Below are 23,037 nucleotides of genomic sequence, written 5' to 3'. Positions count from 1 at the left end.
CGAATCCTTCGCTGCGCTTTATTCTTTCCCCTTGACCGACGGTTATTCGATAGGAGCACTCGTGGAGATTCGAGAGTATTGGCGGATCCTTCGCGCGGGTTGGTGGATCGTCGCTCTCGCGACGGTCATCGGCGTCGCCGGGGCTTATGCCTACACGTTCTTCACGACGCCTCAGTACCAGGCGTGTGCCCGTCTGTTCGTCACCACCGAAGGTGGCAGTTCCGTCGGTGAGGCGTACCAGAACAACCTGTTCTCGCAGGAACGCGTGTCCTCCTACGCCGGGTTGGCCACCAGTACCCAGGTTGCGCAGCGAGCCGTCGATCAGTTGCAGCTGCCGGGGTCTGCGGCAGATCTGCGTTCCAGGATCACGGCTACGCCGATCGAGAAGACGGTGTTGCTCGACCTGTGTGCCACCGATGCCGATCCCGCGGTCGCGCAGGCACTGACCAACGCAGTCGCCGGGCAGCTGACGCAGGTGGTGCAGGAACTGGAAACATCGCAGCGCGGCGGTGATCCCGCGGCCGGTGCCACCATCGTCGATCAGGGCGACGTCCCGTCGGATCCGATCGGCATGGGCCTGTTCGTCACCCTCGGTCTCGGCGGCGCTATCGGTTTCGTCGTCGGCCTCGCCCTCGCGCTGCTCCGTGGCCTGGTGGATCGCTCCATTCGCGATCGTCCACGCGCCGAGGACGTCTCGGGCCGCGTCGTACTCGGAGGCCTCCCTGCCGACGGGACGCGACCCAAGGTTCCGGTGGCGTCGATGGCGACGATGGGTGAACCACTGCGCATCCTGCGCACCAACATCCGGTTCCTCGGCGGCGGCTCGCCCCCACGCGTCATCACCATCACCAGTGCGGCCGCGGGCGAGGGACGCACCAGCACGGCCATCGATCTCTCCGCCGTTCTCGCCGAGGCCGGGCACACGGTGTTGCTCGTCGGCGGCGACTTGCGAAGCTCGACCCTGGGTAGCCGCTTGGGTATCGAACAGGACAGCGGCTTGTCGACCGTCCTCTCCGGCGAGCACAGCGTCGAGGATGCAATCCAGAAGGACGTGTTCGATGGTGTGTCGGTGCTTCCTTCGGGGCCGGTGCCGCCGAACCCGAGTGAGTTGCTCGGATCGGACCGCGCCCAGGAGCTGCTGAAGGAGCTGCGCGGCGACTACCGCTACGTCATCGTCGACACCCCGCCTCTGCTCGAGGTCACCGACGGCGCGATTCTCACTGCATTGGCCGACGGCACAGTGGTTCTCGCGCGTACCGGCCGCACCACGCGCGACAAGCTGCGACGTGCGATCAAGGTGCTCGACGGTGTCAGCGGAACCGTACTGGGCGTGGTGACCACCTTCGAACCCTCGGGTCGACGCCTGCTCGGTGGCAACTCCGCATCCTCCGAAGACTCCGACGAGACACCCGCTGCTGCAGAGAGTTCCATTGCCCCGTCCACGGAAGAAGCTCCGTCTGCGCCTGCCCACTCCGTCGCCGTCAGGCCGAAGCCGGCGACGAACGACTCTGCGACCTCCTCGGCGAGCAGAGGATAGCTTCGATGTCAGGTAGGTGGACGGTCCGAGTCGCGTCCTGGTGACCGCAGCCGTGGTGTCGATCTCCTGCTCGCAGCAGACTCCGATCGTCCTGCCGTCCGGCGCGCCGACGGCTCCCGTCACGGCCGCTCCGGTGACGTCCGAACCGCCGCCACCGTCCAATTTCGGTGGTACCGCGCCGGGTTCGTTGATCTCGGCCGAGCCGATCGAGGACATCGCAGCAGACATCAGCGAGTTGGGTGCCACTGCCACTCGCGTGGTGTACCGATCGACGTCGGGAGTCACCGGGGAGCCCACGGATGTCTCGGGCACCGTTGTCATCCCCGGTGGCACTGCACCCGACGGGGGTTGGCCGGTGGTGTCCTACGGCCACGGCACGACGGGTGTCCTGGAGGCGTGTGGGCCGTCGAGTTACGCCAACCTTCTCGGCAGTGCCCCCATCGTGGCGGCATTGGCGCTCAATGGCTTCGCAGTGGCGATGACCGACTATCAGGGGCTCGGGCTCAGTGGGTCGTATCACCCGTATCTGGACTCGAAGACGTTCGGCTACAACATGATCGATGCTGTTCGTGCGGCCAGGAATTTCATGCCCACTCTCAGCTCGCGTTGGGCCGCCTACGGTGTTTCGCTGGGCGGCATGGCGGCCTGGGCGGCAAGCGATCGCAATGCCGAGTACGGGGGCGGGCTCGAACTGGTGGGCACCGCGGCGATCGTTCCGGTATCGGACATGTCCGGCTTGGCCGATGCCGCTGCGAATCAGACCCTGACGCGGGCTCAGTACCCCCTGTTGATGTATGCGCTGAACACTTTGGCGATCAGCCATCCCGAGCTGAACCTCGACGATTACCGATCCGGCCTGGCGCGGGAGCGGTGGGACGACTTCATGGAGTGCGTGCCGCCGAAGTCGGACCTGGTGCCGGGTCTGTTGGCGGGTCTGCAGGCTGCAGACCTGACGCCGGTCAGCGTCGAGGCGACCGATCGTCTGCGCGGACTTCTGTCGGATATGGCTCTGCCTCAGCAAGGTTCGTCGACGCCGCTGTTGGTGATGTACGGCAGCGAGGACGATCTGATCCTTCAACCGTGGACCGAGAAGGCGTTGCAGCGCGCGTGTGATTTCGGCGACCTGGTCGAGTACGAGGTCTATCGGGGTGAGGGGCACGGCAACCTCGACAGCACTCGGTCGGTGCCGTGGGTCAAGGGTATGTTCGCCGGCCAACGGCCGATCAACACGTGCGAGTTGAATCGATGATCGCCCCCACGGGTGTCCCGACCCTCAAGGACTACGGCCGTATTCTGTTGTCGGGTTGGGCTGCGATCCTGGCCGCTGCCGTACTGTCGGCGGGCGTCGCGTGGTTGGCGACGCAGTTCGTCGAGCCCACGTACACCGCAGCGTCTCGGGTCTTCGTCACCGCTCCTGGTCCCACGTCGCCCAGGGCGTCGACCGAAGGAAACCGGTCTTCGTTGGTACGCGTCGAGTCCTACGTGGTGTTGGCAACGGGCGAGCAGGTGTTGCGCCGCGTCATCGCCTCGCAGGGGTTGTCCGTCGAACCCGACGAGCTGAAGCAGGACATCACGGTTGTGCCTACTGCAGGCTCTGCCTTGATCGAGATCTCGGTGGTGAACTCCGACGCGACAAAGCTCGGGACATCGCCAATTCCGTTGCAGTGCAGCTCATCAAGCTCGTCGGTGAGATCGACCTGGGTGCCAACGGAGCGGTGTCGGAAGTGTCGCTCATCGACGCGGCCACCACTCCCGATTCGGTCACCACACCCAAGCCGACGAGCAACATGATTCTGGGGGGAGTGATGGGCACGATTGCGAGCAGTGTGCTGGTTCTGGCATTCGGAATTGCACGCGACTCGATCGACCATCGCGATCAAGTAGAGAACATCGTGAAGCAGGCGACCGCTCACATGCGGACGCCTGCTGTAGAGGGGGTCCGATGACACTGTCGCGAACGCGTCGAGTAAGCCGAGCGAGCGGTGCCTGCGCACTGGCGCTGATCCTGGTGACGTCGGGGTGTTCCTCCGACGACCCGCCTGTCGATCCGTACTCGCTGTCGCAATCGGCAGCGTTCGGTGCCACGCTCGACGCCGATTACGGTGCAGCAGGCCCCGGTTCGCTCGAGAGTGCGCAACAACTGCTGACCATCGATCGCCGGGTCAGTGCTGTCTCCTCGATTGCCGCGCGAGTGGTCTACTCGTCCACCTCGGGGGTGGACGGTTCACCTCAGCGCGTCTCGGGCACGATCTTCGCTCCGGAAGGCACTCCGCCCGAGGGCGGTTGGCCGATCATCGCGTACGGACACGGCACCACCGGCGTGCTCGAGGACTGCGCACCGTCGGCCGATCCCGAGTTGCTCGGCAGCTCGCAGATCGTTGCAGCGCTGGTGCGCTCCGGAAACGTCGTTGCGGTGTCGGACTATCAGGGTCTGGGACTGGAGGGTTCCTATCATCCCTATCTCGACGCCCGTACCGTCGGCAACAACCTCATCGACTCGGTGCGTGCCGCCCGCAAGCTGATACCCGAGGCGTCCACGAAGTGGGCGGCGTTCGGCGGGTCCCAGGGCGGTCAGGCATCATGGGCTGCAAACGAACTCGCGAGCAGCTACGGCGAGGGCCTCGAGCTGGTCGGCTCGGTCAGTTTGGTACCGGCGGCAGATATGGTCGGTCTGGCGGAGGCTGCTGCGAACGGCACGCTCACCGTCGACCAGAAGCCACTGCTGCAGTGGGTTCTGGTCGGCCTCGCCCAGTCTTACCCCGAGCTGGACCTGGACGACTATCGCCGGGGCATCGTCGCCGAGAAGTGGGACGAGCTCTCGGCGTGCGGCGGCGTTCTCGCTGCCGACCGCACGTCCCTGGCGGCGCAGATCAGCGACGACGATCTGCGTCCGGCAACTCCCGAGGCGACGGCGAAGCTCGCGGACTACCTCCGGGAGATGAGCTTGCCGATGTCTCGCGCCACCGCACCGATGCTGGTTGTCTACGGTGGCAAGGACACGTTGATCTCGCAGTCGTGGACCGAGTCCGCCATCGCGGCCGGCTGCGCCAACGGGGACACGATTCAATCTGTGCTTCAACCGAATTCCGGTCACGCAGACATCGACGGTGCTGCTGCGTTCGGATGGCTGGGTGACCGGTTCGCCGGTACCGAAGCCATCAGCTTCTGCCCGCCTCCTGCGCCATGACCCCCAGAAGGTACCCATGACCGCCACACCCGACAGCACTGCGACCGCCGCCACCGCGGTCGCCGATACCGGTATCAAGCGACCTGCCCGCCTCGTCGGGCTCGACGGCCCCCGCGGATTCGCCTGCCTGTGCGTGCTCGCCGTGCACGTCGGCGGGCACTACTCGCCGCAGACCGTCCTGACCTACAAGCTCGGGGTGCTGGGGCAGGGGTTGATCTTCTTCTTCGCACTGTCGGGCTTCCTGATCTTCCTCCCGATGGTACGAAAGCTGTTCGCAGGCAAACCGATGCCGAACAACGTCAGCTACGCGATGCATCGGCTGCTGCGAGTGTTTCCGGCATACCTGTTCATTTTCTTGTTCGCCAACTACGTGATGCGTGCGGTGTTCGTGGAGAACGCCGCTGTGGCCGAACAGCATTTCACCGACAACGGTCTGGGCATCCTCACCGATCCGTTGACGCTGTTGGCCAATCTGACGCTGGTGCACACCTACATTCCGAGCATGATCCAGACCGGCATCAACCCGTCGTGGTCGCTGTCGCTGGAATTCGCGTTCTACATCGCACTGCCGCTGCTGACGAGTATCGCGTTCTTCCTGCGCAAGCGCACGTCCATCTCGGCACCGGTGCTGGCGTTGATCCCGGTGGTGATCATGTTCGTCATCGGAATCACCGGAAAACTGTACACCGCCTCGCGCGTGGGGCCGTCGGGCATCACCGATCCGAAGCTGCTGGAATGGGGACCCAACGAGATCGCGGTGCTCAGCCGTAGCTTCTGGTCGCTGGCAGACAATTTCACGTACGGGATGCTGGCGGCGGTGGTGTTCGTCGCGATCGACAACGGAATTCTCAAGGGTGCGATCGTCACCCGGATGCGGTGGTGGACGGGCATCGCGATGATTCCCACCGCGGTGATCTCACTGATGCTGATCGACGACAATTCGCGCTGGCAGACGTCCACCGTGTCCTTCGGTTCGGCGTTGCTCATTCTGTTCATCATCGTGCCGCTGGCACGCGGTGAGCAGTCGAAGCTCGCCGAACGGGCCGATTGGGCACCATTGAGCTACGTGGGCATGATCTCGCTCAGCGTCTACCTGTGGCACTTTCCCATCCTGATCATGTTGGGGCGCTTCGGATGGATGGCAGGCGACAGCCAGTTGGGGCTACTGCGGAACTTCGTGCTGGTGAGCGCGGTGAGCATCGCATTCGGAGCGGTAACGTACCGATTCATCGAGAAGCCGTCGTTGACGTACGCCCGTAGATTCAAGGCGAGCAAATAGATTCATGCACTCCGTCCGTAGGCTCGCCGCGCCGCTGGCCCTCATTCCTCTGCTCGCGGGATGCGCCGTTGTGGTTCCGCTCGGCGGCCAGGCGCAGGGGGCAGTGGCGTCGGTGGTGCGTGGTTCCGACCCGGAGCCGATGGAGATCGCGAATCCCGGTACCGGCAGCGGCTCCATCGTGAGTGCCGAGACGATGCCGAATCTACCGCTGCCGGTGCGGATGTCGGGCATCGACGCCGCGAAGGTGGTGTACCGCTCGGAGCAACCGGGTGTGGGCGAGCGCGAGGTATCGGGCACGGTGTTCACCCCGTCCGGTGATGCGCCCGAGGGTGGGTGGCCCGTCATCTCCTACGCCCACGGCACCACGGGTATCGAGCAGGCATGCGCGCCGTCGAGGTCCGCGTCACTGCTGGGGGCATCGGCGCTCGTACAGGGTTACACCACAGCCGGATTCGCGGTCGCCATCACCGACTACGAGGGTCTCGGGCATGCGGGCAACCACGCTTACCTGGACAACATCACCGCTGGCTACGACGTGATCGATGCCGTACGGGCACTCCGTACGGTCTTCCCCGATGTGGGTACGCAGTGGGCTGCGTTCGGTGGTTCACAGGGCGGCGGCGCTGCCTGGGCCGCGAACGAACTCGCCGATTCCTATGCGCCGGAACTGAATCTGGTCGGCGTCGTGGCTCTGGCACCGACCGCGAACATGGTGGGCCTGGTGGACAAGGCGGAGGCGGGCACGTTGACCGAGGACCAGGGGCCGGTGCTGCAGTGGATACTCGAATCACTCGCTCGGCGTGACGAGAATCTGAACCTCGACGATTATCGCAGCGGCAATGCCGAGCAGGACTGGGACACGCTCACCCAGTGCACGCTGGACAAGGCGGGTGCGCGCACCGATGCGGCGAAGAGGCTCGGCAACAACGACTTTGCACCCGAGTCACCGGCGGCGGCTGCGACGCTGCGTGACGAGCTGACGCGGATGGCCCTGCCGACGGGACCGGCGTCGGCACCGATGTTGGTGGCGTACGGGGATGCCGACACCTACATCGACGTGGCGTGGACCGATGCGGCGCTGCAGTCGGCATGCGGACTGGGCGATGTCATCACCATCGACCGGCAGGCCGGGCGCGGGCACGGGGACGTGAATGGCGACAACGTCAATCAGTGGTTGGCCGATCGATTCGCAGGTGCGTCGGCGCAGAATGATTGCACGTGAGTAGGGGGAGCGTCATGGGGTTTCGGCAGAACGCGAAGGTGCGGGCCAAGGACGTAGTGAAGAGGCGTCTGGGACGCGGCATTCCGGTGGAGGCGATCGACGAGCCGTATCTGGTGGTTGCGGTGCTGGGGCAGTCCAATGCACACGGTGGGGGCCGTGGATTGGATCGATCGGGGCTCGATGCGCCGCATCCACGGGTGCATCAGTGGGCAGCGTCGGGCCGTTCGAAGAACACCATCGTGGCGGGCAGCAATCCACTGTTTCACGAGGTGCCCTCCAAGGCAGTCGGATTCGGTCCGGCGTTCGCCGCGCTCCTCGCCGATGCGACGGGTAGGCCGGTGTTGTTGGTCCCGTATGCGCGCGGTGATTCGGGCTTCGCGCGGATCCACGGTATTTCCTGGGATCCGGCCGATACCGGGGCGCGAGTCAATCTGTTCTGGGATGCACTTCAGCGCATCCGAACGGGACTGGCGACGAAGCCCGGCAACGAGCTCGCGGCGGTGTTGTGGCATCAAGGTGAGAGCGATGTACCGCTGCTGACCGGGCCGACGTACGCGGAGAAGCTCGACAGTCTGATCGACACGCTGCGCGGCGAGTTCGGCGACGTTCCGTTCGTGGTGGGCCAGATGGTGCCCGACGAGATCGAATCGGGGGAGCCGAACTACGCCGTCATCGATGCGGTGCATGCCGATACTCCCCGACGTAAGGCCGCAGTGGCGTACGTGCCGGGTCCGCGGGGGCTCTACAACAGCGAGACCGAAAAGATTCACTACAACGGCGAGGGACAACGGGAACTGGGACGCCGAATGTGGGAGGCATTCGCCGACATGTCCCCGAGAGTCCTACGTTCGACCGACATCTCTTGACACCGGCTTTCGGCTTCTCGTTAATTGATTGCGCATCACCACCGCTCGGAGGGAATCGATCATCGCTACTGTCTCGCTTCGCAGAGGGGCCCGTTCCACGAAGTCGGCGCTTGGCATCGCGATGTCCGTCCTGGTGGTGGTCACTGCTGCGTGCTCATCCGGTGACTCGGACAATGCTGCCGCAGAAGCGCTCCCGCTAGCATCGTCGACTGCGGCGCAGGATCCCCGTGCGGTCGAGGCCGCGGTGGACGGCAACGGCGTGACGCTCAGCGGTGAGATCGACGGTGCTGGCGTGACAGTCGGGTCGACGGCGGGTGTCGCGGCCGCCGGCACCGTGATGCGGCTCGCTCCGGCGCAGTCGATTCCCACGTCCGAATCGTCGGCGCTTCAGGTCGGTGGGGGCGTCTCGGTAGTGCTCGGTGACGGCGAGCAGCCCAAGAAACCGATGACGGTTACCTTCGAGGTCCCGACCTCCGATGTTCGGTTCGACGACATGGGTGAAGATATCGACCCGGTCGTCGTCGCGGTGAGCAAGGCCGAGCCGCCGGTTTCGGAGCTGCTGCCTGCCGAGTGGGACGCGTCGAACAGGACATTGACCGCCACCACTACGCACCTGACAGATTTCTACAATGGAACCATCGACTACTCGACGCTGCGTGAAAAGGTCGCCGATAATGTCGACGGCTTCTTCGGCCAGAGCGTCGATGCGCCGAGTTGTTACGGCAACCCGGCAACGATCGGTGAGGTGACCTACGAGGCGGCTGCTCCAGAAGAGGACGTCGTATGGCCATGTTTGGCCGAACGAGGTGGCAGTCTTGCAGTGACTCTGTATTCGAATTCTCCGTTGGGTTGGACGGTGCGCTCGACCCCGGCCCCGCTCGAACGGCAGGAGCTGACGGATCTTTCGCTGTCCGCGACAGCAAACTCGGCGCTGTACGGCTCGCTGCTCGAATCCGATCTGGGTGATGGCACGTTGCTCTACCCGCTCGGATCGTCGGAGGTCGTCTTCGCGCCGCCGAACGTGCCGAGACGAATCGATCTGCGCGCACAAGCTGCGATGACGTTGGTCGACATCGGAATGCACGGCGCGTCGATGGTCTGGGGCGGTAGTGCGGCGATGGATGCAGCCGATCCCTTCGCCGTGGAGAGCGGGGCAAACTGCGTCACCGGTGGCGTCACGTGGGAGAAGATCGATGACGCATCCGATACCGAGGCGGGGGAACTCAGCCGCAACGCTCTCGACTGTGCGTCGACGGCAGGGTCCCTCGCGGTGAAGTCGGAGGCGCTCAATGTTGGGGGTCGAGCATTGAAAGCTCTGGGCAACACCATCACCGGCATCGCATCTTTGCCCAAGAGTGCGTCGCTGCTTGCCACCACAGTGAAGGGTCTGGCCGGTGAATTCAACGGAAAGAACTCGGCCACGGTGGTGATCCGCGCCAGAGGCGGGGATTCGGTGGATTTGACCGGTGTGCCGGACGAAGTGTTCACCATCGATTCGATGTCCATGGAGTCGATGCTGACCGAACCTGTGAAGCAGGGCCGGGCGATCGGTCCGAATCGCTACGCAATGACCGGTACTGAAAATCCGGCTGTTGCTATGACTTACAGGTGGGAAGCGACTACCGCGTCCGGAGTGAGATACGACCGCGAACATTGCCAAGTGATAGTCAGCATCGAGGGTCCGCAGGCTGGGCTGGAGGATTTGAAGTCCGCTCGATGCAGCAATGGAGTGTCGGGCAGTTTCAGCTATGGAGACGGAGCAAGGCGCTACCACATCACGGTGCCTGGTAACTACACGATCCGACTTCGCGATCTGGTCACCGGCCTGACCGCCGAGACCTCCTTCATCGTCGAGAACTGATCACTTCCAGGGTTGACCGGAATCAACAAGTCGCGCCGTCGTAGAGAAGTCTGAGTCGGCCCAATATTGCCCCGAAACAAGCAAGGGAGAAACTCCGTCTGATGAAACTGGTCAGTAGCGCGATGGCAGTAGTCGTACTGGTGCTGGCGGGCGTTGGCACCGCCGCGTGTAGTGCCGAAGACGGTGGACGCCAGGAGAGTGATCAGGCCTCTGGAATTGCTGATGTCGGGTCTGAACCAACCGTTGGCTGGCGGGCCGATCCGACGAATCTTGTCGGCGATTCAGCTCGTTTCACCACTTACTCGAATTCTTCGCCAGACGTCTCGGTCCTCGACGGAGGCGACGTTGTCATACCGATGATCAACCGAATCTACTCGGAGGACTACGTAATGATGGCATTGAATCGAGATAGCGGCGAGAAGCAGTGGGAGATCACCCTCTCCGACGCACCGTTCTGCGTACCGTATCCGGTTTCCGAGCGCCTGATATGCGTAGTCGAGGGCGCACTCACAGCGATCGACCCGGCGACCGGTGAGACTGTGCAACAAAATAGTGGTATCCGGAGTGCTCTGGTTGCAGTTGATGGTAGCGACTTGTTTGTCTTCCAGTCCGACCGGCCGGGCTACACCTCGGGTGGAGAACTGCTCCGCGTTTCAGCCGAAAATTTGGACAGTCCATCCTGGGTATCGCGAGTCGATGACGCGATCAACGCTGGGACACCGCGCGTCGCGGGTGGGCTGGTCTCGGTCGACGGGACTACATTCGACGCTGAGACAGGCCAACGTCTGCAGCCTGAAGGGTTTCCAACAGAAGCCGGCACTATCGTAGGTGCCAACTACATCTCCAAATCGCGCTTGTATCGATCCGACGGAACCGAAATCACAGGGTTCGACGATCAAGCGGTGCTGAGTCCGTACCGCAAAGTTTTTGATTGTGGCAGTGACAGCGTCATGCCCTTGCTCGATAGATACAACGCCTACTCGCCCGAATCTGGTGAGGTACTGTGGAATGCACCCTTCCTGAGCACAACCCCGGGCACGGCTGGTGTGATTGGCGGGAGGCTCGTTGCCGGTGACTCGTCCAAAGTTGTGGCTGTCGATGCCAGCACCGGACAGAATCAAACGGTTCTGGTGAACGACGGTGCGTCGATCTTGGGTACCGATTGCGAGAATGTTCTTGTTTACTCGGAATCCGCCGGACTTCAGTCGATCGATCCCGTGACTGGTGACGAATCGTGGGGACTTTCCGTCCCGGGACTGGAAGGAACGTCCTCGCAAGGGTATGACGTCGAACTCGTCGGGGGCAGTGTCGTCGCCACGGCGGATAAGGATCTTGCCTACTACTCGTTTTGATCAGTCATATAGGTGCAGTCTGGTCTGTGCCTAGTGGCGAGGGTGGCTGGGCGAGCGCTTTCAGCGTCTCCGTGAAGTGATCGGAGTCGTATTCGGTCCTACGTTGCCAGTGCGTGGCAGTAGCGAGGCGAGCCCATCGGAGTGCGATTATCCGTGACCGATGGTGGACATTAGTGGCTGAACCATAAGAGGTGCATGTGATTGCACAGCCCGCCCGCGGACCTTCTGCGGGTGAGTGGCAGCTATCGTATGCACAAAGATGCCGAGTTGATCCACCTGCGCTGCTCCACCAGAATCTCGACCTTGTTGGTGGTTTGTGGCCATGACACTGCGGCCTCTTCACCGTGAACTATCCCACCCGATGCGAATATCACTGCGGCGACACTTGGTAAATCTCCGGTAGAGAACTCGAACCCGTCACCCCAATCGCGACTAATGTAGCTGAACTCGACTTCGCGTCCGGAGACTAAGATTTTATCCGGAGCATCCACCGTCGGAGATAGCTGAAGTTCTTCGTATCCGGCCGCGCAGGTCACCGATTGGTCGGACGAATCGGGGAAGAGCCAGTTGTCTATCTCCTTTACCTCTACGGCGTCCACGATCCCATTGACACCAGCGCTGATCTGGAGGGTCTGTGTCGGATTTTCCGGCACGTCATCCGTAACGGAAGAACACGATGTTATTGAAATAACCCCTGCCATGGATAAGAGCAGCCGCTTTGTATAGTTCACGTTTTCCTTCCCCACCCTTGCGATTCGAGCAGCCGATGGTCGATTTGCCCGCAATCGTGGCGGGCTGCGCACGGCTAGGTAGCGCTATCTGGAACGGAAACACTACTGGTAAAAAGTCAGCTCTGCTAGTTCGTTCTGTCGGCTAAACGAATGAAACGTAGTTAGTGCTCGTATCGCTCTTACGCGTCAACGGTGCTCGGGAGGGAGCTGGTGCGGAGTGATGGCAACCCAAGCGGGGTGCCTCGTCACCTGGCAGTGCTACGGGTAGGACCAGGGCTTGGTGGGCACCTCGTCGTTCTCTGCAGTTCGAAGTAGAACGATCATGTCTGAAGGTCCACGTGCCTCACCTCATCTCGGCGGGCCGCCAGTCCCGAGATTGCCTCGGTCACTCGTTCGACCGACAATGCTTGACACAAGACGTGAATGTGGCACTAATAGGTGGTCGACAGTGACCGGAATGGGGCTTCCGGAGAAGTCGGCAACGCAGTGGACGCGTTCGCTTAATGCAGTAGAAACATGTAACGACCTGCGGGTTCGTGTCGATCAACATACTGTTACCAAGTGACACAATAAGTTCGACAAGATAATCTGCACGACGGGGTGGCACGGAGCTGTGTCGATCACGCAGGGGTTCGGCAACGCGTACGTACCGAGGGGAAATCAGTGTCAGTCAGCGATCTGGAAGCGCAGAGTTCTGTTGTCTCGCGGCGTGACGCACGACGGTTGCGCAGGACGACATCGCGTCGTGAATGGGAGACGCATTACACCGAGGGACTTCGTGTCACCGACACGGTGGTCGTTCTCGGCGCGGTGACGGCGGCGCAGATCATCCGCTTCGGCGAGATCGATTTTCGCGAACCATGGTCCATCGTCGGCTACTTCGGGATATCCGGAGTACTCGCAGTTCTGTGGCTGACGTTTCTCGCCATCTTCCGCACCCGCTCTCCGCGAGTGATCGGTAACGGTTCGGAGGAGTACCGCCGCATCGTGTCGGCCACGTTCCGGCTCTTCGGAATGATCGCGATTCTCTCCCTGCTGTTCCGTCTGGATATCGCCCGTCTGTATCTCGCGATCGCCCTGCCCGTCGGACTGGTCGGGCTTCTTCTGAGTCGATGGGTGTGGCGAAAAATAGTGTCGCGCAAACGTGCTCGTGGCGGATACCAGACCTCGGTGCTCATCGTCGGCAGTCGCAGCTCGGCTCTGTCCATGGCCAGGTCGTTCGAGCGTTCCCCCGAAGCCGGCTACAGCGTGGTCGGCATCTGCCTACCCAACTACGAGCCCGGCAACGACTCGTCGTTCACCATCGACGGCGTCGACATTCCGGTGCTCGGTGACGAGCACAGCGTCGTCGAGGCCATCGACACCTCGGGTGCAGACACCGTTGCGGTGACGGCAACCGAGCACATCGGTCATCTCGGCCTGCGAAAGATGGTGTGGGACCTGGAGAAGAAGAAAGTGGACCTGGTGGTGTCGCCGGGGGTGATGGATGTGGCCGGCCCGCGTCTGGTGATGCGACCTGTTGCCAACTTCCCACTCATCCACGTCGAGAAGCCGCAGTACAACGGTGCGAAGCGGTTCGGTAAGACGGCGTTCGACTTCCTCTTCGCCGCCGCAGTTCTGTTGATGATCTCGCCGATCCTCATCGCGCTTGCGGTGATCATCAAGCTCACCAGTAAGGGCTCTATCTTCTACAGGTCCGAGCGAATGGGGATGGACGGCAAGCCGTTCCAGATGATCAAGTTCCGCAGCATGGTCCAGGACGCGGACAAGCGAGTGCAGGAGCTGGCCGCTCGCAACGAGGGTGCGGGCGGGGTGCTGTTCAAGATGCGTGACGACCCGAGGGTCACCCGCGTCGGCAAGGTTATGCGCAAGTTCAGCCTCGATGAGCTGCCGCAGTTCGTCAACGTGCTCAAGCGCGAGATGAGTGTGGTGGGTCCGCGGCCACCGCTGCGCAGCGAAGTGGAGACCTACAACGGTGAGGTGCGACGCAGGCTGCTGGTCAAGCCGGGCATCACCGGGCTGTGGCAAGTGAGTGGCCGATCGGACCTGTCGTGGGAAGAGAGCGTGCGCCTCGATCTCTCGTACGTCGAGAATTGGTCGATGACAGGCGATTTGCTCATCATCGCCAGGACGGCCGTGGCAGTGCTCGGGAGTGAAGGCGCGTATTGATGCTGCGAACGGTCGGTATTGTTCGTATGATGCACCCATGACCACTGTTCCGGAGAATGCACCCGAATCGACCATGGCGCAGAAGTCATTTCACGATTTCTTGGCCGATCGCGTCGATCAGATCGCGCGGGTGCATCTCAACCGGTCGACGTCGCTCCATGCGGTGATCGCCGACAGCGTCGATGCCTATACATCGGCTTTCTCGGAGTATCACGGCACCGGGGCACCGTTGGATCTGCTGGCTCCTGAGGTGCGCGCCGAGTTGAGTGATTTTGTTCATCGCTGCGCCGAGGCAGTCGAAGAGCCGGAGAACCCGCAGTTTCCCGTTCGTCGCTGAGCCGCCTCGGCGTCGACGCTTGTTCGTTCCCGCGTAACCCCCAGCCTCTCGGGGCGGCGCAGTGGGCGGGGTGTGTTTACTATTCCCCTGTGCGCGCGTGACCTGAAGGCCTTGTGCTCCAGGCCGCTTGCTGTGATCAATGGTCACAGCATCTTGTCGCCATTGTTCAGAACGACCGACGGGGAACAGAACACATGCGAATTACAGTCTTCGGTACCGGCTATCTCGGTGCCACTCACGCTGCCTGCATGGCCGAGCTCGGCCATGAGGTTCTCGGGGTCGATGTGGACCCGGCCAAGCTTGCGAAGCTCGAAGCCGGCGAGGTCCCGTTCTGGGAGCCTGGCCTCGAAGAGGTGCTGCAACGCAACATCGCCGCCGGACGTCTGCGTTTCACCGCGTCGTACCAGGAAGCGGCGGACTTCGCGGAGGTGCACTTCCTCGGTGTCGGAACTCCACAGAAGAAGGGGGAGTTCGCGGCCGACATGAAGTTCGTGGACTCCGTGGTCCAGACACTCGCCCCGTTGCTGACCAAGCCGGCCGTGATCTTCGGCAAGTCCACCGTCCCGGTGGGTACAGCGGAGCGGCTCGGCCGGATGGCCCGCGAACTCGCGCCCGCAGGCGATGGCGTCGAGATCGCGTGGAACCCCGAGTTTCTGCGTGAGGGCTACGCAGTGAAAGACACTCTGCATCCCGATCGGCTGGTGTTGGGCGTGGACCGAGCCCGCCCGGGCCGCGCGGAGGAACTCGCCCGCGAGGTCTACGCGCAGCTGCTCGACGAGAAGATACCGTTCCTGGTGACCGATCTGGCTACTGCCGAGTTGGTCAAGGCATCCGCCAACGCGTTCCTGGCCACCAAGATCTCGTTCATCAATGCCATTGCCGAGGTGTGTGAGGCCGCCGGTGCGGACGTCACCGTGCTCGCCGACGCCATCGGCCATGACGAGCGCATCGGCCGCAAATTCCTCAACGCCGGCATCGGCTTCGGTGGTGGCTGCTTGCCCAAGGACATTCGGGCTTTCATGGCCAGGGCCGGAGAGCTCGGTGCCGATCAGGCTCTGACGTTCCTGCGTGAGGTCGACAACATCAACATGCGACGCCGCACGCGCATGGTCGAGTTGGCAAGAGAGGCATGTGGGTCTTTGCTCGGCGCTCGCATCGCGGTGCTGGGAGCGGCCTTCAAGCCCGATTCCGACGACGTCCGTGATTCCCCGGCCCTGAACGTAGCCGGTCAGATCCAGCTGCAGGGTGCTGCAGTCAACGTGTACGACCCCAAGGCCATGGAGAACTCCCGTGCGTTGTTCCCCACTCTCACCTACTGCAGCACGGCGCTCGAGGCCTGTGAAGGCGCTGATGTGGTGTTGGTACTGACGGAGTGGAAAGAGTTCAAGGCGCTCGCTCCGAGCGACCTGGACGGCGTTGTACGCAGCAAGACATTGATCGACGGCCGCAACTGCCTCGATCCGGAGCAGTGGCGTGCCGCGGGATGGAACTACCGCGGGTTGGGACGTCCCTGATTGCCGTGCGGCGAGATCGAACTCAGAAGTCATTCATTGGAATGATTTTCGATCATGAGTCAGTCGTCGATGTCTTGAGCCGACCTCGGTATCGATCTGCTGGATACTAAAAGTTAATTTACTTGCTTTGCGCTGCTAGAGGCGCGCCTCGGACCTTTGAGTATCCGAAAATGCAACTGGCTTATATGCAAATTCACTGTAAAGCAACTTTTCGGACTGTGAAGGTTCACATCCGCCACCCAATCACCCTGTTGCAGTGTGCTTTTGGGGACATTGCCGGATGTGCTGCTTTTGATCAGGTCACTCGCATCGCACGGCTGGCTCCTGTGTGGTAAACACCGTTCAGCGCTGTTATTTATTTGTGATCTGGGCCGCCCACATGGTGTTCGGACAAACCGCGTGGGACGATTTCTATTCGGCACCGATCACAGCTTGGATTGGTTCGGATCGGATTCATGCGCTTGCCGCTCGCGGGCGCTCGACTGCAGAGGAGGGGAGCACGTGGCAACTGTCGGGGCAGCACACCGCTCTCTCGGGGGTTTTCCCCGGCGAACGCAGGCAGCGAAGGCGCGCACGCTCACCTCACGGCACGTGTGGGAAGACCAGTACATCCGTCGGCTGCGGGTGACCGATGTCGTTGCAGTCGTGGCCTCCGTGGCACTCGCGCAGATCGTGCGCTTCGGCGATGTCGAAGTCACGGGCGTGCGCTCGACGGCGACGTATACGGGCGTCTCCGTCGTCCTTGCCGGGGTATGGATCACGTTCTTGGCGATCTTCCGGACGCGGTCCACTCGCGTGATCGGCAATGGAGCAGAAGAGTATCGGCGCATCGTCTCGGCCACGTTCCGTCTCTTCGGGGTCATCGCTATCGCCTCGTTGCTGTTCCGGGTCGGTATCGCACGGCTCTACCTCGCGATTGCGTTGCCGGTCGGGCTCCTGGCGTTGTTGCTGAGCCGCTGGCTGTGGCGCAAATATGTAACCCAGCTGCGGCACAACGGAGAATACAAAACTTCTGTTCTGATCGTAGGCAGCCGCACCGCTGCAGTGTCGATGGCGCAGTCCTTCGAGAACTCGGGCTCCGCGGGTTACGCCGTGGTCGGTATCTGCATGCCGGGGCACGAGTCGCTAGGTGATGATGTGGTCCACGTCGACGGCCTGGACATTCCGGTTCTGGGTAACGAACACGACGTACTCGCTGCGATCGATCATTGTGGTGCCGACACCGTCGCCGTCACTGCCACGGAGCATCTGGGGCACAAGGGCATTCGCAAGATGATCTGGGATCTGGAGAAGAAGGACGTCGACTTGGTCGTCGCGCCTGGCGTCGTCGACGTTGCCGGCCCACGCCTGTTGATGCGGCCCGTGGCCGGCTTCCCGCTGATCCACGTCGAGAAGCCGCAGTACAACGGCGCGGCTCGATTCAGCAAGACAGCCTTCGATCTGACCTTCGCGGCGCTCATTCTGGTGCTGATCTCGCCGATTCTGCTCGCGGTGGCGATCGCGGTGAAGACCACCAGTCGTGGTCCGGTGTTCTACACGTCCGAGCGGATGGGCATCGACGGTAAGCCGTTCTCGATGATCAAGTTCCGCAGCATGACGGCTGACGCCGACAAGCAGGTTGCGCATCTCCTCGATCAGAACGAGGGTGCCGGCGGGGTGCTGTTCAAGCTTCGCGACGACCCGCGGGTCACGCCAGTCGGCAAGGTGATGAGGCGATTCAGCCTGGACGAGCTCCCGCAATTCATCAACGTGCTCAAGCGTGAGATGAGCGTGGTGGGGCCCAGGCCGCCACTGCGCCGTGAGGTCGAGACCTACAACGGTGAGGTTCGTCGGCGATTGCTGGTCAAGCCTGGGGTCACGGGCTTGTGGCAGGTCAGCGGAAGATCCGATCTGTCGTGGGAAGAGACCGTCCGATTGGACCTCTCCTACGTCGAGAACTGGTCGATGGTGGGAGATCTGCTGATCATCGCCAAGACTGCTAGGGCAGTTGCTGGAAGCGACGGGGCTTACTGAGCGACATGCCGAATTTCATTGACAAGCCGGATCTGTGCCGGGTCTTAGAGGAGTGGGAACGATGAAGCGCGCGTTGATAACCGGCATTACTGGCCAGGACGGCTCGTACCTGGCAGAACTTCTCCTGAGCAAGGGATACGAGGTGCACGGCCTGATTCGGCGGTCGTCGTCGTTCAACACCTCTCGCTTGGAGCATCTGTATCAGGATCCGCACGAGGACAAGGCACAGCTGTTTCTGCATTACGGCGATTTGAGTGACGGAGCGCGTCTGGTCACTTTGCTCACCGAGATTCAACCGGACGAGGTCTACAACCTGGGTGCGCAGTCGCACGTCCGCGTGAGCTTCGATGAACCCGAGCACACCGGAAACACGACCGGTGTCGGAGCCATCCGGTTGCTCGAGGCCGTTCGTCTTGCCGGCCTACAGTGCCGCTTCTACCAGGCGTCTAGCTCGGAGATGTTCGGAGCAACTCCGCCGCCGCAGAACGAGGAGACCCCGTTCTATCCGCGTTCGCCGTACGGCGCGGCCAAGGTCTACGCGTACTGGGTCACCAAGAACTACCGCGAGGCGTACGGAATTTTTGCCGTCAACGGCATCCTGTTCAACCACGAATCCCCTCGACGCGGTGAAACATTCGTCACCCGCAAGATCACCCGCGCAGTTGCCCGTATCAAGGCCGGGCTGGAGCAGAACGTCTACATGGGCAATCTGGACGCCATCCGCGACTGGGGTTACGCACCGGAGTACGTCGAAGGCATGTGGCGGATGCTGCAGGCCGATGAGCCGGATGACTTCGTGCTTGCCACCGGCGGCAATTTCTCGGTGAAGGACTTCCTCGTCGTCGCCTTCGAGCGGGCCGGGCTGGATTGGGAAAAGCACGTCAAGTTCGACGAGCGCTACCTTCGCCCCACTGAGGTCGATGCCCTCATCGGTGATGCCAGCAAGGCCGAGGCAAAGCTCGGTTGGAAGGCCACCGTGCACACACCGGAACTCGCGAAGATCATGGTCGACGCCGATATCGCAGCCCTCGAGCACGAGGGTCGCCCGTGGATCGATCGCCCTGCTCTGCCGGATTGGGCATGAGCGCCGTGGCGACGGACGAGGGCATTACACCTGAGTTCACGCCGACCCCGCTCGACCGTGATGCTTCGTTCTATGTAGCCGGACATCGTGGACTCGTCGGATCGGCGATCTGGCGGCAGCTCGAGGAATCCGGTTTCAGTAACCTGATCGGTCGCTCGTCGTCGGAGCTGGATCTCAAGGATCGCGACGCAGTGTTCGCGTTCTTCGAGGAGACCAAGCCGAAGACAGTGGTACTAGCCGCGGCCAAGGTCGGCGGCATCCTGGCCAACAGCACGTATCCGGTCGACTTTCTTTCGGAGAACCTCCGCATCCAGGTGAACGTTTTGGATGCTGCGCTGGCGCAGAACGTGCAACGCGTGTTGTTCCTGGGGTCCTCGTGCATCTATCCGAAGTTAGCTCCGCAGCCGATCAAGGAGGAGTACCTGCTCACTGGACATCTGGAGCCGACGAACGATGCGTATGCGATCGCTAAGATCGCCGGCATCCTTCAGATCCAGTCGGTGCGTAAGCAGTACGGATTGCCGTGGATCTCGGCGATGCCGACCAATCTGTACGGGCCGGGCGACAATTTCTCGCCGAAGGGTTCGCACGTCCTGCCGGCCCTGATTCGTCGGTACGACGAGGCGCGACGCGACGGTGTCGAGACGGTGACCAACTGGGGTAGCGGATCTCCGAGGCGCGAATTCCTGCACGTCGACGATATGGCGTCCGCGTGCATCCACTTGCTTGAGCACTACGATGGGCCGGAGCAAGTGAACGTGGGCACCGGTGCGGACGCCACGATCAAGGAGATCGCCGAGATTGTGGCATCCGCAGTCGGCTTCGAAGGCGAGACCGAGTGGGATACCTCTAAGCCGGACGGCACACCACAGAAGCTGCTCGATGTGAACAAGCTCCAGGACGCGGGATGGAAGCCTCAGATCGACTTGACATCGGGCATAGCCTCGACTGTCGAGTGGTACCGCGAGCACGTAGAGAAACTGCGGACCTGAGGCGGCTGCTCGCGTCTTCCCTCTGATGATGCAACAACCGGTTGATTGAGAGGAAAATTTTGAGCGTACTGCCACTTCGTCTATGGATCACGCCCCGGGATATCTCCCGCCTCATGACCGCATAGGCAGCAACAGCATGACGATCCTGAACAATGGAACTCCGAACATAGGTAGTCGAAGTGTACCGCACAGGCGAGAATGCAGCCTGCCAAAGACCAGTATAAGAAGCCAAATGATCGAAGGACTTCGATGACCTCTACTTCGCTCAGCACACCGCGTCTACTCACCGATTACCCGGACGGGGAAGGTGCGGTTCGCTCGACTCGAATCTACGGTGCTTGGGCTGCGGCTTACCTTTTTGCGACGACGAAGTGGGGTTCTTACGCTGGATTTGCACCAATTTTCCTTGCAGACCTGCTTGTTGCAGCGGCATTTTGGCAGTTGCTGACATACCGAAAAGCGCTAACCTCAGATCAACAACGTCGACTTACTACGGCGCAGGTTGCGCTTCTGCTCGCACTTCCTTTGTGGGCGACGATACGAATCGTGGCGAGTGAAGCGTATGGTTTCAATACCTTCCGTGATTACGCTCCGTATCTCTACGCCGCGGTGTCACTGCTGGCTGCAGTGGGCGTGGCACGCTCAACGTATGTACAAAGACAGCGCACTGCCCAATTGATATGGGTGGCTTTGCTCTTCCATCTCATGTGGACAGTTTTAATTGTAGTAGCCCCCGAATTTCCCAATTCGATGCCAATTATCGGCAACGGGGTACGGATTTTTTCACCGCGTGAGGATATCGATAGCGCCTACCTCGGCGTGACTGCTACCATTGCGCTTCATAGGTGGTGTACGAACAGGAGCCGTATCAACCTTGGAGTTGCGCTTGTCGCGATTGCAACCGTATTGCAGATCTCGTCACGTGCAGGATTGATTTCCACATTTCTATGTTTAACGATTGCGGCTTACTTTATTCTGAAGTGTAATCGCGGATCGATACGGATCGCTATGGCCGCTACGCTCGGCCCTGTTGCTTTTATTCTGAGCTTTCAATGGCTCCTGCAGCTGCCGGCAATTGCTAGACTCGTTGCCACTGTTTCGCCGTCACTTGTGCCCGGTGCGCAGGATGGGTATGCGAGCGCGCAGGGCACAACAGAAGCCAGAGCGCGCGCATGGGGCGCAGTACTCCGGTACTGTAACGAGACTTGGGATTGCTCGGTCTTCGGTGCTGGCTTCGGTAGTAACTTTATGGCCGAGTCCGGTGCAGCGCGATTGCTGCTCGGTCCGTTAGCTGCAGAATCAGGTGTTCGAAGCCCTCATAATTACTTTATCGGGAGCTACGCACGGCTCGGTCTTATCGGCTTATTGATTATCATGGCCTTGATAATAGTCAGCTTATTTATAATCATTGCATCAAGACGGTCACTTATAACTGAAGAGATGGCCGTGCTCGTTGGCGCGACGGTTATTGCCATTATTCCCACAGCTCTATTCGGGGTCACGCTTGAGTCACCGTTTGGATCGATCCCCTTTTTCTGGGCAGTTGGAGCTTTGTTCGGGTATTCAAGACTAGTGGAAAGTCATAAGACGTCACAAAAAGAAGCACCACAAGAAAGTAAAGTCCAATGAGGATTCTTGTCTTGCATAATGACTACCAGCAAGCTGGCGGTGAGACCATGAGTGTTCAGGCTGAGATAGCTTCCCTGCAAGCCCGTGGGCATGATGTTAACATCTTGCAGATTTCAAACGATACTTTAAACTCGATGACCCGGAAGGAGGCGCTCGAACGAGTGCTAAGGCCGAAGTTCAGCTTCGACCTGGTCAACGACGCATTGCAGAAGAACTCACCAGAAATCGTTCACGCACAGAACTTGTTTCCGCTCCTAGGGGCCGGTGCTATAAACGCGCTTTACAGCAACCGGATTCCCTGGGTTCGCTCACTTAGGAACTTTCGCAAGCGCTGCCTTTCTGCGAATCTATTCCGCGAAGGTGAAACGTGTACGATCTGCAAAACCTCCAGAACGGCACTCAAAGGGATAGCTAAAGGTTGTTACCGGGATTCCAAAGCCCAGTCCGCCGTCGCCTTGGCCTATGCCCGCCAAGAGTATGCAGCGGAGCGTCGATATCCGCCGAAGGCATATGTTGCCGTGAGCGAACTAGTCGCGCATGAAGTCCAAGAAAGCCTGGTTCCAGGTATACCGCTCGTGATCAAGCCGAATGCGGTTCGAAACAATGCTAGTCCATCCAAGACGTCACGCAGCGGTGTCTTGTTTGTCGGTCGCCTCGAAGGCCATAAAGGCATCGACATTGCTGTTGCGATGGCGCGAGCTATGCCGGACGTGTCGTTCACATTCGTCGGTGACGGCCCAGAGTCTGGGGTTGTCGGCGCTGCGGAACTAAGCGGTCAAAATATTACCTGGTTTCGACGCCTTCAGAACACGAAGGTACTGGAACTTATGGCGGCTTCCCAACTAGTCATTGCGCCGTCTCGTTGGATGGAACCTTTTGGGCGGGTGGCGGTGGAGTCCATGAGTGTAGGAACCATTCCCCTTGTCGGAAATGTCGGGGGAATGCGCGAAATCGTAGAGAAATTCGATAAGTCGTTGGCATTGCCGGTGGACAATGTGTATGACTGGATATCGAAATCTCGCTGTATTCTATCTATGGATGAATCGGAATATAGACTGCATTCCGCGTCTTGTTTTTCTGCTTACCAGGAGCACTACACGGTGCGCACTAACGGGGTCTTGTTGGAAGAAATCTTCGAGAAATACGCGGTGGGCAATGACTAACTGTCAGTCGCGGCCCGCGCAGAGGTTGCGAATACTTGGTAACGCATTTTACCTACTGCTTGCACAGGTTGCGATGATGCTTTCGCCTGCAGTAGCTGTGA

General features: G+C 61.0%; 18 protein-coding genes. 17 read left to right on the top strand and 1 reads right to left on the bottom strand.

Annotation, left to right across the window (positions count from 1 at the left end; genetic code table 11):
* The first annotated feature begins 61 nt into the window (after window positions 1-61).
* The 9 genes from RHBS_RS00920 to RHBS_RS00880 all read left to right on the top strand — a co-directional run bounded on the left by RHBS_RS00920 (window position 62) and on the right by RHBS_RS00880 (window position 11,304).
* Window positions 62-1,537, top strand: a complete 1,476-nt coding sequence (locus RHBS_RS00920; RefSeq protein ID WP_128644600.1) for a polysaccharide biosynthesis tyrosine autokinase — start codon at window positions 62-64, stop codon at window positions 1,535-1,537.
* Between the two features lie 16 nt (window positions 1,538-1,553).
* Window positions 1,554-2,786, top strand: coding sequence for a S9 family peptidase (locus tag RHBS_RS00915; RefSeq protein WP_237668904.1), 1,233 nt, complete (start codon window positions 1,554-1,556; stop codon window positions 2,784-2,786).
* 415 nt (window positions 2,787-3,201) lie between these two features.
* Window positions 3,202-3,483, top strand: coding sequence for a GNVR domain-containing protein (locus tag RHBS_RS30000; protein ID WP_237668903.1), 282 nt, complete (start codon window positions 3,202-3,204; stop codon window positions 3,481-3,483).
* Window positions 3,480-4,724: a lipase family protein gene (locus RHBS_RS00905; RefSeq protein ID WP_128644599.1), complete on the top strand. Its 1,245-nt coding sequence runs from the start codon at window positions 3,480-3,482 to the stop codon at window positions 4,722-4,724. Before RHBS_RS30000 ends, RHBS_RS00905 begins: the two co-directional genes overlap by 4 nt.
* Window positions 4,725-4,740: 16 nt before the next feature.
* A complete protein-coding gene (locus tag RHBS_RS00900) occupies window positions 4,741-6,003 on the top strand; it encodes an acyltransferase (protein WP_128644598.1) in 1,263 nt (420 codons plus the stop codon).
* A 4-nt stretch (window positions 6,004-6,007) separates the two neighbouring features.
* On the top strand, window positions 6,008-7,225 hold the full coding sequence (locus tag RHBS_RS00895; RefSeq protein WP_128644597.1) for a lipase family protein: 1,218 nt from the start codon (window positions 6,008-6,010) through the stop codon (window positions 7,223-7,225).
* A 14-nt stretch (window positions 7,226-7,239) separates the two neighbouring features.
* A complete protein-coding gene (locus tag RHBS_RS00890; RefSeq protein WP_128644596.1) occupies window positions 7,240-8,091 on the top strand; it encodes a sialate O-acetylesterase in 852 nt (283 codons plus the stop codon).
* Between the two features lie 121 nt (window positions 8,092-8,212).
* Window positions 8,213-9,952, top strand: a complete 1,740-nt coding sequence (locus RHBS_RS00885; protein ID WP_128644595.1) for a hypothetical protein — start codon at window positions 8,213-8,215, stop codon at window positions 9,950-9,952.
* A 101-nt stretch (window positions 9,953-10,053) separates the two neighbouring features.
* A complete protein-coding gene (locus RHBS_RS00880; RefSeq protein WP_128644594.1) occupies window positions 10,054-11,304 on the top strand; it encodes a PQQ-binding-like beta-propeller repeat protein in 1,251 nt (416 codons plus the stop codon).
* A gap of 242 nt (window positions 11,305-11,546) precedes the next feature.
* On the opposite strand, the gene RHBS_RS00875 is transcribed toward RHBS_RS00880, so the two are convergent.
* Window positions 11,547-12,035: a hypothetical protein gene (locus tag RHBS_RS00875; protein WP_128644593.1), complete on the bottom strand. Its 489-nt coding sequence runs from the start codon at window positions 12,033-12,035 to the stop codon at window positions 11,547-11,549.
* Window positions 12,036-12,698: 663 nt separating this feature from the next.
* Here RHBS_RS00875 and RHBS_RS00870 point away from each other — a divergent pair.
* From RHBS_RS00870 to RHBS_RS00835, 8 genes are all read left to right on the top strand, one after another.
* Window positions 12,699-14,204, top strand: coding sequence for a sugar transferase (locus tag RHBS_RS00870; protein WP_374700510.1), 1,506 nt, complete (start codon window positions 12,699-12,701; stop codon window positions 14,202-14,204).
* A gap of 37 nt (window positions 14,205-14,241) precedes the next feature.
* The gene (locus RHBS_RS00865; RefSeq protein ID WP_128644592.1) at window positions 14,242-14,541 is read left to right on the top strand and encodes a hypothetical protein; all 300 of its coding nucleotides are present in this window, start codon (window positions 14,242-14,244) and stop codon (window positions 14,539-14,541) included.
* A 194-nt stretch (window positions 14,542-14,735) separates the two neighbouring features.
* Window positions 14,736-16,055, top strand: a complete 1,320-nt coding sequence (locus RHBS_RS00860; protein WP_128644591.1) for a UDP-glucose/GDP-mannose dehydrogenase family protein — start codon at window positions 14,736-14,738, stop codon at window positions 16,053-16,055.
* 501 nt (window positions 16,056-16,556) lie between these two features.
* Window positions 16,557-18,068 carry a sugar transferase gene (locus RHBS_RS00855; RefSeq protein ID WP_128644590.1) on the top strand — a complete coding sequence of 504 codons (1,512 nt, stop codon included), beginning with the start codon at window positions 16,557-16,559 and terminating at the stop codon, window positions 18,066-18,068.
* 61 nt (window positions 18,069-18,129) lie between these two features.
* Entirely contained in the window at window positions 18,130-19,152 is a 1,023-nt protein-coding gene (gmd, locus tag RHBS_RS00850) for a GDP-mannose 4,6-dehydratase (protein WP_128644589.1), read from the top strand.
* The gene (locus RHBS_RS00845; RefSeq protein ID WP_128644588.1) at window positions 19,149-20,144 is read left to right on the top strand and encodes a GDP-L-fucose synthase; all 996 of its coding nucleotides are present in this window, start codon (window positions 19,149-19,151) and stop codon (window positions 20,142-20,144) included. Before gmd ends, RHBS_RS00845 begins: the two co-directional genes overlap by 4 nt.
* A gap of 249 nt (window positions 20,145-20,393) precedes the next feature.
* Window positions 20,394-21,773, top strand: a complete 1,380-nt coding sequence (locus RHBS_RS00840; protein WP_128644587.1) for an O-antigen ligase — start codon at window positions 20,394-20,396, stop codon at window positions 21,771-21,773.
* A complete protein-coding gene (locus tag RHBS_RS00835) occupies window positions 21,770-22,936 on the top strand; it encodes a glycosyltransferase family 4 protein (RefSeq protein ID WP_128644586.1) in 1,167 nt (388 codons plus the stop codon). Before RHBS_RS00840 ends, RHBS_RS00835 begins: the two co-directional genes overlap by 4 nt.
* Window positions 22,937-23,037: the final 101 nt, after the last annotated feature.

The organism is Rhodococcus sp. BS-15, assembly GCF_000813105.1.
In the GTDB taxonomy this organism is placed as follows: Bacteria; Actinomycetota; Actinomycetes; order Mycobacteriales; family Mycobacteriaceae; genus Rhodococcoides.
The sequence above is the reverse complement of the archived record's forward strand: the minus strand, read 5'-3'. Positions and strand labels throughout refer to the sequence as shown.

Coding starts and splice junctions, on each gene's coding strand:
- RHBS_RS00885 (WP_128644595.1), top strand. CDS start 8,213: ATGTCCGTCCTGGTGGTGGTCACTGCTGCGTGCTCATCCGGTGACTCG.
- RHBS_RS00890 (WP_128644596.1), top strand. CDS start 7,240: ATGGGGTTTCGGCAGAACGCGAAGGTGCGGGCCAAGGACGTAGTGAAG.
- RHBS_RS00845 (WP_128644588.1), top strand. CDS start 19,149: ATGAGCGCCGTGGCGACGGACGAGGGCATTACACCTGAGTTCACGCCG.
- RHBS_RS00880 (WP_128644594.1), top strand. CDS start 10,054: ATGAAACTGGTCAGTAGCGCGATGGCAGTAGTCGTACTGGTGCTGGCG.
- RHBS_RS00905 (WP_128644599.1), top strand. CDS start 3,480: ATGACACTGTCGCGAACGCGTCGAGTAAGCCGAGCGAGCGGTGCCTGC.
- RHBS_RS00895 (WP_128644597.1), top strand. CDS start 6,008: ATGCACTCCGTCCGTAGGCTCGCCGCGCCGCTGGCCCTCATTCCTCTG.
- RHBS_RS00865 (WP_128644592.1), top strand. CDS start 14,242: ATGACCACTGTTCCGGAGAATGCACCCGAATCGACCATGGCGCAGAAG.
- gmd (WP_128644589.1), top strand. CDS start 18,130: ATGAAGCGCGCGTTGATAACCGGCATTACTGGCCAGGACGGCTCGTAC.
- RHBS_RS00840 (WP_128644587.1), top strand. CDS start 20,394: ATGACCTCTACTTCGCTCAGCACACCGCGTCTACTCACCGATTACCCG.
- RHBS_RS00835 (WP_128644586.1), top strand. CDS start 21,770: ATGAGGATTCTTGTCTTGCATAATGACTACCAGCAAGCTGGCGGTGAG.
- RHBS_RS00900 (WP_128644598.1), top strand. CDS start 4,741: ATGACCGCCACACCCGACAGCACTGCGACCGCCGCCACCGCGGTCGCC.
- RHBS_RS00860 (WP_128644591.1), top strand. CDS start 14,736: ATGCGAATTACAGTCTTCGGTACCGGCTATCTCGGTGCCACTCACGCT.